A 12,765-nucleotide genomic window follows, 5' to 3' on the forward strand; every position below is an offset into this window, starting at 1 on the left:
ATAAACATTTATTTAGAGCTATTATTCTATTTTAAAATAAAGTTACTTATTATTAACAAAAACAACACACAATATTTATAATTTAAATTTTATTTAATTAATTCAAAAACTTAAAATTAATTATAAAAATATATTTTGTGATTAAAATCACAAATTTTCTTATCATTGTTTCGGTTTTATATTTACCCTTTAAATTTATTCAATTAGGATGCCGCCTCTTTTTTTGGGGCCAAAAATTTTAAAAATGTATTTGTACATTTTTATTGGTCGTTGAGTTCGGTATTTGTCTGAGAAGTTTTATGAATAAAGTTTACAAGGTCATTTGAATGCTTCGATTGGAGCATGGGTTGCAACCTCTGAAATTGCAAAAAGTAAAACAAAGACTAAATCAAAAACTTTAAATGTATCAGCGGCAGTTTTATCGGGTGTAATTTGTTTTGCTCCAAATGCTTTTGCTGGGACAAATACCGAAGGGGGAATAGGCCAAGGAACATCCATTTCTGGTACAACTTCATGTCGTGAAGGAAACGCTAATACGGCTAACCAAAAAGATATTGCTATTGGCTGCGGGGCACAAACTCAAGACCGAACTGGCTCTAACATCGCAAATCGTAATAATCCATATAATAATTCTACCGGTGCTTATGCTGGCGCAATGAAACAAGGCGGAGCAATCAGTGTTGGTACGGGGGCTGTAGTTGAGAAAGGCCTAGGAACAGCAATAGGTTCTTATGCGACGACTCAAGGTATTTCAGGTGTGGCAATTGGTACGGGTGCTTTATCTTCTGGAAATACTGCTCTTGCAGTTGGTCGTCAATCTGCAGCGACAGCCGACTTCTCACAAGCTATTGGTAATGTTGCTGCTGCGACGGGTAAAGGTTCTTTAGCCATAGGGCATTCAGCCACTGCAGAAGGTTACCGTTCAATTGCGATTGGCTCACCAGATATTGAAAATGCTGATCCTGTTGCTGGGCAGGCAGGCGCTGCTTATCAACCAAAAATGGCTACTAAAGCAACGGGTAAAGACTCGATTGCATTTGGTGGAGGTGCGGTTGCTACTGAAGAAAATGCTTTAGCAATTGGTGCATTTTCAGAGTCTAAAGGTAAAAAGTCTGTCGCAATTGGTACCGGTGCAAAGGCACAAAAAGATAATGCAGTTGTTATTGGGGACCAAGCAGAAGCTAGCTTTGAAGGCGGCGTAGCAATTGGTAAAGGTGCCCGTTCTGAAGCGGAAAACAGTATTGCTTTAGGTAAAGATTCAAAAGCCAGTCAAGCAACTGGTGAAAGTTTCTTGACTAAACAATCAGCACCAACAGGTGTTTTGTCAATCGGAGATATTGGAACGGAACGCCGTATTCAAAACGTAGCAGATGGTGCAGCAGATTCTGATGCAGCAACTGTGCGTCAGTTAAAAGCTGCTCGTACCCATTATGTCAGTATTAATGACAATGGTCAGCCAGGTGGTAACTTTGAAAATGATGGTGCGACTGGCCGTAATGCCATTGCTGTAGGGGTAAATGCTTCTGCTGCTGGTCGTGAGGCAATGGCGATTGGCGGTAGTGCACAGGCAATAGGTTCTGGTGCTATTGCAATGGGAAGTAGTAGCCAAACTGTAGGACGTGGGGATGTCGCTATAGGCCGTAATGCATCGACTCAAGGTGCCGAAGGAGTCAATAGTAATCAATCAGTTGCGATTGGTGATCAGACGAAAGCAATTGGGGACCAGTCAGTAGCAATTGGTGCCGACGTGATAGCAAAAGGAAATTCATCAGTTGCGATTGGTGGCGATGACGTTGACAAAATTGCACGTGATACGGAATTAAGTAATACCTATACGGAAATTACTGGTGGTACTTTACAGGCAGGTAAATATCCAACAACCGAAGCGAATCATGGTTCAACTGCTGTTGGGGTTCAAGCTGTAGGTACAGGAGCGTTTTCTTCTGCTTTTGGTATGACCTCTAAAGCAACTGGTGATGCTTCTTCTGCTTTTGCGTCATGTCAAATGCTTCGGGTAAAGGCGCCGCTGCATTCGGTGCTGTTGCACAAGCAACAGGTGATGGCGCATCGGCAGTGGGTATTAACTCATTGGCATCGGGTATAAATTCAACAGCAATTGGCTCTGGTAATAAACCGGGTGAAGGGGCAAAAGCGACTGGAAACAGTGCTGCTGCAATCGGTAGTGGTGCGCAGGCAACAGGTGATAACTCGGCTGCAATTGGTAAAGGGGCTGAGGCTACAAATGAAAATGCTGCTGCTGTCGGCGGTGGTGCAAAAGCAGCTGGTAAAAATGCTGCAGCTATTGGTGGTGGTGCAATTGCCGATCAAGAAAATGCAGTTGCAGTTGGCCAAGGTGCTCAGTCATTAGTTGAAGGTGGTGTTGCTTTAGGCGCACGCAGTAAAGTAGAAGCCAAAAATAGTGTTGCTTTAGGCCAAGATGCTGTAGCGACAGAAGCAACAGGAACTTCTTTCCTGACTAATCGTGATGCTTCTCAATCTAATGGTGTGATTTCTGTTGGGTCGGCTGGAAAAGAACGCCGTATTACCAATGTAGAAGATGGCTCAGCTGACTCAGATGCAGTAACAGTACGCCAGCTTAAAAATGTTGATAGTCGTGTTAATCAAAATACGAGCAATATTGGTAAGAATACCCAGAATATTACTAACCTGAATCAGAAGTTAGATGATACAAAAACGAATCTAGGTAATCAGATCACAGATACAAACAAGAATCTGAATGATGCCAAGAAAGACCTTGGTATCCAGATTACTGATACCAACACCAAGTTAAATACCACTAAAGATCAGTTAACAACTCAGATTAACGACACTAAAACTGAGTTAAACAACACGATTGGTAACACCAAGACTGAACTAAATACCAAAATTGACAACACCAAGACAGAGCTTGAAAACAAAGGCTTGAACTTTGCTGGTAACAGCGGTGCAGATGTACATCGTAAACTTGGTGACAAGCTTAATATTGTAGGTGGTGCAGCTGCGTCAACTCCGGCGGCTAAGACCAGCGGTGAAAATATTATTACTCGCACAACTCAAGATGGTATTCAGATTGAACTGTTAAAAGACTCGAAGTTTGACAGTGTGACTACTGGCAACACCACATTAAATACGAATGGTTTGACGATTAAAGAAGGCCCAAGCATTACCAAACAGGGCATTAATGCTGGTAGCAAACAGATTACCAATGTGGCTGATGGTATCAATGCCAAAGATGCAGTAAATGTTGATCAGCTCACCAAAGTCAAAGAGAACTTAAATGGCAGAATCACTGACACGAATAATCAGTTAAATGATGCGAAAAAAGATTTAGGTAATCAGATCGCGGATACCAACAAGAATCTGAATGATGCCAAGAAAGACCTTGGTAACCAGCTTACTGATACCAATACCAAGTTAAATACCACCAAAGATCAGCTAACAACTCAGATTAATGACACTAAAACTGAGTTAAACAACACAATTGGTAATACGAAAACTGAACTAAATAGCAAAATCGACAATACCAAGACTGAGCTTGAAAACAAAGGCTTGAACTTTGCTGGCAACAGTGGTGCAGATGTACATCGTAAACTTGGTGAGAAGCTCAATATTATAGGTGGTGCGGATGCTTCAACTCCGGCGGCTAAGACCAGCGGTGAAAATGTTATTACCCGTACTACCAAAGATGGTATTCAGATTGAACTGTTAAAAGACTCGAAATTTGACAGTGTCACCACGGGCAACACCACATTAAATACGAATGGTTTAACCATTAAAGAAGGCCCAAGCATTACTAAAGATGGCATTAATGCCGGCGGTAAGAAAATTACCAATGTAGCCGATGGTATCAATGCCAAAGATGCAGTGAATAAGAGTCAGTTGGACAATCTTGCTGCCAAGCAGAATGCGACCAATGATGCTGCGGTAAAATACGATGATGCTAAAACTAAAGATAAAGTTACCTTAAAAGGTAAAGACGGTACGGTTTTAGATAATGTGAAAGCAGGCCACATTTCATCGACTTCAAAAGAAGTAGTAAATGGTAGCCAAATTCACAATATTTCAAACAGTATTAAAAACAGTATTGGTGGAAATACCGTTGTAAACCCGGATGGTAGTCTGACGACCAATAACATTGGTGGAACGGGTAAAAACAACATCAATGATGCGATTAGCGAAGTAAAAAATACAGCTAAGAAAGCAAAGACTACTGTAACTGAAGGCGACAACATTGTTGTAAAAGAAACTGTTAATAAAGATGGCAGCACTAACTACGAAGTGTCGACTAAAAAAGATCTGACATTAAATAGTGTAACCACAGGTGACAGCGTACTTAATAATAATGGTTTGACTATTAAAGAAGGTCCAAGCATTACTAAAGATGGCATTAATGCAGGTGGTAAGAAAATTACCAATGTAGCTGATGGTGTAAATGCCAAAGATGCAGTAAATGTTGATCAGCTCACCAAAGTCAAAGATAACTTGAATGGCAGAATCACTGATACCAATAATCAGTTAAATGATGCGAAAAAAGATTTAGGTAATCAAATCGCTGATACCAACAAGAATCTGAATGAAGCCAAGAAAGACCTTGGTAACCAGATTACTGATACCAACACCAAGTTAAATACCACCAAAGATCAGCTAACAACTCAGATTAACGATACTAAAACTGAGTTAAACAACACGATTGGTAACACCAAAACTGAGCTGAATAGCAAAATTGATAGCACCAAGACTGAGCTTGAAAACAAAGGCTTGAACTTTGCTGGCAATAGCGGGAGTGATGTCCATCGTAAACTTGGTGAGAAGCTTAATATTGTAGGTGGTGCAGCTGCGTCAACTCCGGCGGCTAAGAGCAGCGGTGAGAACGTTATTACCCGTACTACCAAAGATGGTATTCAGATTGAACTGTTAAAAGACTCGAAGTTTGATAGCGTCACTACTGGCAACACCACCTTAAATACGAATGGTTTGACGATTAAAGAAGGTCCAAGCGTTACTAAAGAAGGTATTAATGCTGGCGGCAAACAGATTACCAATGTAGCTGATGGTGTAAATGCCAAAGATGCAGTAAACAAAGGTCAGTTGGACAATCTTGCTGCCAAGCAGAATGCAACCGATGATGCCGCGGTGAAATACGATGATGCCAAAACCAAAGATAAAGTTACCTTAAAAGGTAAAGACGGTACGGTTTTAGATAATGTGAAAGCAGGCAACATTTCATCGACTTCAAAAGAAGCAGTAAATGGTAGCCAAATTCACAATATTTCAAACAGTATTAAAAACAGTATTGGTGGAAATACAGTTGTTAATCCGGATGGTAGTCTGACGACCAATAATATTGGTGGGACAGGTAAAAACAATATTAATGATGCGATTAGTGAAGTAAAAAATACTGCAACGAAAGCGAAGACTACTGTAACTGAAGGTGACAACATTGTTGTAAAAGAAACTGTTAATAAAGATGGTAGTACAAACTATGAAGTGTCGACTAAAAAAGATCTGACATTAAATAGTGTAACCACGGGTGATAGCGTACTTAATAATAATGGTTTAACCATTAAAGATGGCCCAAGCATCACTAAAGATGGCATTAATGCCGGTGGTAAGAAAATTACTGATGTGGCTAATGGTGTAATTGCACAAAATTCTAAAGATGCTGTAAATGGCGGTCAGGTACATAACATCTCAACAAGTATTAAAAATAGTATTGGTGGAAATACTATTGTTAATCCAGACGGTAGTCTGACCACTAACAACATTGGTGGAACAGGTAAAAACAACATCAATGACGCAATCAAGTCTGTAGATGAAAAAGTCACCAATGGTGTAAATGACTTGACTCAAAAAGGGCTAAATTTTGGTGCGAATGATCAGAAAGCAACCCAAGGCAAAGCAGTTCACCGTAAGCTTGGTGACACTATCAATATTGTAGGTGGTGCGGACGCAAAAACTGCTGAAGATAAAACTAGTGGCGAGAACATCATTACCCGTACCACAGAAGATGGTGTCAAAATTGAGATGTTAAAAGATGTGAAGTTCGATAGCATGAATGTCGGGGGCCATGTCTTAAATCAACAAGGTCTAACCATTAAGGGTGGGCCAAGCATCACAGTGAATGGTATTAATGCAGGTGGTAAACAAATTACTAATGTTGCAGACGGTATTAATGCAAAAGATGCGGTGAACAAAGGCCAATTAGACAAGCAAATTAACGAAGTTAAAGATCAAATTGGTAAAGATATTGGCAAGCTTTCTGATCATGCTGTGCAGTATGACAAAGATAAAAATGGCAATGTCGACAAGAACTCAGTCACTTTAGGTGGTGGAGAAAAAGGTACCAATCTGAAAAATGTAGCTGACGGTAAAGTTGCTGAAGGCTCTAAAGATGCCGTAAATGGTGGACAATTATGGAATATTCAAAATCAAGTCGATAAGAACTCGAATGATATTAAGAATATTCAGAATAACATCGACAACATTTCTAATGGTAAAGCTGGGTTAGTTCAACAGCAAAAACCAAATGGTGAAATCACGGTCGGTAAAGATACTGGTGGTACTAGCATTAATATGGCTGGTAAAGAGGGGGATCGTGTTGTTCAAGGTGTTAAAGATGGTGAGATTAAAGCTGGTTCGAACCAAGCTGTAAATGGTGGCCAAATCCATAAAATTTCAGAAAGCATCAAAAACAGTATTGGTGGAAATACTACGATTGATCCTAAAGATGGCTCAATTACAACCAACAATATTGGTGGTACAGGTAAGAACAATATTAATGATGCGATTGGGACCTTAAACCAGTCGAACCAAGAATTGGGTAACAAAATTACCAATCTGGGTGATCAGTTACAACAAGTGTTCTATGACACCAATAAACGTATTGATGACGTTGAGAAAAAAGCTAATGCAGGTATTGCCGCTGCCATGGCCTTAGAAAATGCGCCGTTTGTAGCAGGTAAATATACCTATGCTGTTGGTGCTGCATATCATGGTGGTGAGAACGCAGTCGGTGTGACCTTACGCAAAACCTCTGACAATGGCCGTTGGTCAATTACAGGTGGTGTGGCAGCTGCTTCTCAAGGTGAGCCAAGCGTCCGCGTTGGTATTAGTGGTGTGATTAATTAAGAAACTGGTTGGGAGGGCAATGCTCTCCTTGCTCGACAGATTAAAGAGATTATAGAGATGAACAAAACAATCCAAAGCTTAGTCGTAGCAGCTTTTGCTGGTTTCGCAGTCACAACTTATGCAAATGAACAGGCTCAGCCACAGGAAATTCATTTTCCAGCGATTGAAAAGAGTTATTTGAAACAAGTAAAACGTTATGAATACCAAGATATTGCTCGTTTAGATACAGGACTAAATAAAGATCAAATTCGAGCTTTACTAGGCAATCCACAATTTAGTGAAGGGCTTTTTGCAGTGAAAGTTTGGAACTATGTGCTAGATATCCGTGTTCCCAACACACACCAGTACCAGCGTTGCCAGTTGCGTATTGATTTTGATAAGCACTATTTAGCAGAACGTTTATCTTGGAAGGGTGAAGCGTGTGAAGGTTTAGTTGTTTTGGGAGAAAATAATCAGGCACCAGCATATAGCACTGTAATTGCAGATCGTACAGCGAGTGTCCTATTTGCTTTTGATCGATTTGATGCGAGTGCGATTGAAGAAGGTACTAATAGCGTTGTGAAAATTGCTGAGCAAATTAAGAAAAGTCCAACAACAACCCCAATTATTGTTTCTGGATTCACAGACCCATTGGGTAAGTTTAGTTATAACCAAGAGTTATCATCTAAACGAGCGAATACGGTTGCCAAGTTACTGGTACGACAAGGTGTTGAACCAAGCCGTATACAAATACAGGCGAATAGCCAGACCGACTTATACAAGCAGTGTAGTGATAATAATAGTTCACAACTTATTCAATGTTTAGCGCCAAATAGACGCGTCAATATAAGCTGGTAAATAATCTGCTATATAAAAGTAATCCTATTTCTTAGGATTACTTTTATGAGTTATAAAAATAAGAAAAATCATAATAAATCTTTTTATTTATTTGAATTTTAATGACTTTTATAAAATATTTCGTATTTAAAATATATTAATATTTCGGTGAAAGATATTAATATATTGAAAATATTAAATTTTCATCAATACAACTTAGCTAAATTTATATTATTTTTATGTAAAAATAATATAAATATCAGCAACTTGTGTTTTATTTTTAGCAATTGAAGAATTTGAATGATAAAAAACATCTTGATTGCAAAAAAATGTAACAACAGTCTTTTTAATGTTTAAGGTTAAGAAAAATTAAAAAATTGATTAAATTACTATTTTTTTTTAAGTATGGAAAAAGTTAACAATATTTATCACTTGTTGTGACTTTTTTTTATTTTGATATTTAAAAATGGATTTACTTCTCAAAATAAAAAAGATATTTTCACAAAAAAATAAGCAATTTAATTGTTTTGATTGCAAAACTTTAAATGTAAGCGTTAAGTTTACGGGTGAGAATATGAATAAGATATACAAAGTGGTATGGAATGCTTCTATTGGTACATGGATTGTTGTATCAGAATTAGCTAAAAGCAAAACGAGAACTGGTTCTGTTTCATCCTCTTCCGAAATAACTGGTTCGCAAAATGAGATTGTTTCTAAAGAAAAGAAATTTAGACCTAAGGCACTTGTATTATCTATCATCTCCTGTTTAGCCGTTTCACATGTGTGGGCTGACTACACAAACTTGTATGGTTCAATTATCGATACAAGTCCAACCATTAGTAATGGTATTGCAATAGGAGCAAATACGGGTACTCCTGCTACTGCAAATGATATTAATGGATTAGCCGTTGGATCAAGAGCAAATGCCAGCGCAGCAGATTCAACTGCATTAGGAAATTATGTAAATGCGACAGGGGTAAACTCAACAGTAGTTGGTGGACAAGCTAGTGCTGCTGGTGCGCAATCAATTGCACTTCAAAATAACAGTGATGCAGATCTTGTCGCAGAAGGTTTGGCAACAGGGTCATCTTTTACAGCAGTTGATAGTGCTTCTAGCTACAGTGTCGCAATTGGTGCGATGAGCCAAGTTGTTGGTTCAACAGCAGCAATGGCAATAGGGAAAAATGCTCAAGTTAACAGTGGTGCAAATAATGCTACTGCTATTGGTAATACAGCGACTGTAGACACAAATGCGGTTGATGGTGTTGCTATAGGAACTAACAGCTTAACCTCAGCAGCAAATAGTGTAGCGCTCGGGCCAAGATCAACTGCGAATGTAACAAATTCAGTTGCTTTGGGTGCAGGATCAACAACTACGGTACAAAGTGGCAACTCATATATAACAAATGTTGCAGCATCTACGACAAATGGTGTTGTTTCAGTGGGTTCAGCAACAAATACTCGACGTATTCAAAACGTAGCCGATGGTGCTGCCGATTCAGATGCGGTTACGGTTGCTCAGTTAAAAGATGTAAACAATCGTGCTGTGGGTAATACGACAGCATTAGGTGGTGGCGCAGCATATAATCCTGCAACAGATGTATATACACCACCAAGTTATACAATAACAAAAACAGATGGAACGACTTATACTCCTGTTAATACAGTGTCTGGTGCGCTAACTAATTTAAATAATGAAGTTGTTAAACCTATTACTTTTGCTGGTAATACAGGGAGTTCAGCAAATAATTTAGGTACAACACTTAATATCACTGGAGGAGGTTCAACTGCTGGAACCTATTCTGGAAATAACTTAAAAACGGCTGTGACTGGTAACACAGTTAATATTCAAATGGCTGATGCACCTGTTTTCTCTGGGACAGTTACGGCTGGAAACTTAACTACTGGAGGTTCATTAAATGTTACTGGTGCAAGTAACTTAAATGGCGGTGCAAACCTTAATAATCAGAAAATTACCAATTTAGCAGCAGGTACGATTTCTTCTACCTCTACAGATGCAGTAAATGGTAGTCAGTTAAATACCACAAACCAGAATGTAACCACTGCTCAGAACACCGCAAACACAGCGGTGACTAATGCGGCAGCAGCTCAAAATACGGCAAACACGGCAGTCACCAATGCTGCAGCAGCACAAGCGACAGCAGATAAAGGCCTAAACTTTAGTGTTAATGGTGGTACAGCAGACAATGTAAAGCTGGGTGAAACAGTTAACTTTGCCAATGGCACCAACACCACAGCAGTATATGACCCTGCAACCAATACCTATAAATACAGTGTCAATGACAACATTGCATTAACCAATGCGGGTAGCTTAACAGTTGGGAATAGCAAGGTTGATAACAATGGCTTAACCATTACCGGTGGTCCAAGTGTAACCACTGCAGGTATTAATGCGGGCAACCAGAAGATTACTAACGTTGCGGCAGGTACTATTTCATCTACATCAACAGATGCAGTAAATGGTAGTCAGTTAAATACCACAAACCAGAATGTAACCACTGCTCAGAACACCGCAAACACAGCGGTGACTAATGCGGCAGCAGCTCAAAATACGGCAAACACGGCAGTCACCAATGCTGCAGCAGCACAAGCGACAGCAGATAAAGGCCTGAATTTTAGTGTTAATGGTGGTACAGCAGACAATGTGAAGCTGGGTGAAACGGTTAACTTTGCCAATGGCACCAACACCACAGCAGTATATGACCCTGCAACCAATACCTATAAATACAATGTCAATGACAACATTGCATTAACCAATGCGGGTAGCTTAACAGTTGGGAATAGCAAGGTTGATAACAGTGGCTTAACTATTACTGGTGGCCCAAGTGTAACGACTGCAGGTATTAATGCGGGTAATCAGAAGATTACTAACGTTGCGGCAGGGACTATTTCATCTACATCAACAGATGCAGTAAATGGTAGTCAGTTAAATACCACAAACCAGAATTTAACCACTGCTCAGAACACCGCAAACACAGCAGTAACGAATGCGGCAGCAGCCCAAGCGACAGCAGATAAAGGCCTGAACTTTAGTGTCAATGGTGGTACGGCTGACAATGTGAAGTTGGGTGAAATGGTTAACTTTGCAGATGGAACCAACACCACAGCAGTGTATGATCCTGCAACCAATACCTATAAATACAATGTCAATGACAACATTGCATTAACCAATGCAGGTAGCTTGACGGTCGGTAACACCAAGGTTGATAACAGTGGCCTAACCATTACAGGTGGTCCAAGTGTAACGACTGCAGGTATTAATGCTGGTAATCAGAAGATTACCAATGTTACAGCTGGAACTATTTCTGCTACATCAACAGATGCAGTGAATGGTAGTCAGTTAAATACCACAAACCAGAACGTGACCACTGCTCAGAACACCGCAAACACAGCAGTAACGAATGCAGCAGCAGCCCAAAATACGGCAAACACGGCAGTGACCAATGCTGCTGCTGCCCAAGCGACAGCAGATAAAGGCCTGAACTTTAGTGTCAATGGTGGTACGGCTGACAATGTGAAGTTGGGTGAAACGGTTAACTTTGCAGATGGAACCAACACCACAGCAGTATATGACCCAGCAACCAATACCTATAAATACAATGTGAATGACAACATTGCATTAACCAATGCGGGTAGCTTAACGGTAGGTAACACTAAAGTTGATAATAGTGGCTTAACTATTACTGGTGGCCCAAGTGTAACGACTGCAGGTATTAATGCGGGTAATCAGAAGATTACCAATGTTACAGCTGGAACTATTTCTGCTACATCAACAGATGCAGTAAATGGTAGTCAGTTAAATACCACGAATCAGAACGTGACCACTGCTCAGAACACCGCAAACACAGCGGTGACGAATGCGGCAGCAGCCCAAAATACGGCAAACACGGCAGTGACTAATGCTGCTGCTGCACAAGCGACAGCAGATAAAGGCCTGAACTTTAGTGTCAATGGTGGTACAGCTGACAATGTGAAGTTGGGTGAAACGGTTAACTTTGCAGATGGAACCAACACCACAGCAGTATATGACTCAGCAACCAATACCTATAAATACAATGTGAATGACAACATTGCATTAACCAATGCGGGTAGCTTAACAGTAGGTAACACTAAAGTTGATAACAGTGGCTTAACTATTACTGGTGGCCCAAGTGTAACGACTGCAGGGATTAATGCGGGTAATCAGAAGATTACCAATGTTGCGGCAGGTACCAATGCGACTGATGCTGTCAATGTTAGTCAGCTTGATGCATTAAGTACCTCAAGCAATAACAAGACTGATGTCTTGGGCAACAGCACAGCCAATAATCTGGGCGGTGGCGCAAGCTATGACAGCACTACAGGTGCAGTAAGCTCACCGACCTATACTGTGAATGGCAACAACGTCAATAACGTGGGCGATGCGATCACTGCACTGGACAAAGGCTGGACTTTACAAAGCAATGGTACCAATGCCGCTGCAGTAAAAGCTGGTGATACGGTAGACATTGGTACGGTTGCAGGTGAAACTAACCTGAAAGTGACCAAGACCGGCAATACGATTCAGTATGGCTTAAACCGTGATCTGAATATTGACAGTGTAACGGCAGGGGACAGCAAGCTGGATACGAATGGTTTAACCATTGCAGGTGGACCAAGTGTGACCAAGACTGGTATTGATGCTGCAGGCAACACAATCAGTAACGTAGCAGCAGGCACCAATGCTACCGATGCAGTAAACAAAGGGCAGCTTGATGCGTTAAGTACGTCAAGCAACAACAAGACTGATGCCTTGGGCAACAGCACAGCCAACAATCTGGG

Annotated in this window: 4 protein-coding genes; all 4 read left to right on the forward strand. The window is 40.4% G+C overall.

Going from position 1 to position 12,765, the window contains the following annotated elements; all coding sequences use genetic code 11:
- Positions 1 to 322 precede the first annotated feature (322 nt).
- Complete coding sequence (locus tag J576_RS20650) at positions 323 to 2,104, forward strand: ESPR-type extended signal peptide-containing protein (protein WP_002054469.1); 1,782 nt, start codon at positions 323 to 325, stop codon at positions 2,102 to 2,104.
- Entirely contained in the window at positions 1,999 to 7,128 is a 5,130-nt protein-coding gene (gene ata, locus J576_RS18860; RefSeq protein WP_371864139.1) for a trimeric autotransporter adhesin Ata, read from the forward strand. The genes J576_RS20650 and ata overlap by 106 nt, the downstream gene beginning before the upstream one ends.
- Before the next feature lie 57 nt (positions 7,129 to 7,185).
- Positions 7,186 to 7,965, forward strand: a complete 780-nt coding sequence (tpgA, locus tag J576_RS18865) for a trimeric autotransporter adhesin/peptidogylcan-associated protein TpgA (RefSeq protein ID WP_002049053.1) — start codon at positions 7,186 to 7,188, stop codon at positions 7,963 to 7,965.
- Positions 7,966 to 8,518: 553 nt separating this feature from the next.
- Positions 8,519 to 12,765: ESPR-type extended signal peptide-containing protein (locus tag J576_RS19975; protein ID WP_033855736.1), on the forward strand; the 4,247-nt coding region annotated here is incomplete at its 3' end.

The organism is Acinetobacter sp. 766875 (genome assembly GCF_000582055.1).
Classification (GTDB): domain Bacteria; phylum Pseudomonadota; class Gammaproteobacteria; order Pseudomonadales; family Moraxellaceae; genus Acinetobacter; species Acinetobacter nosocomialis.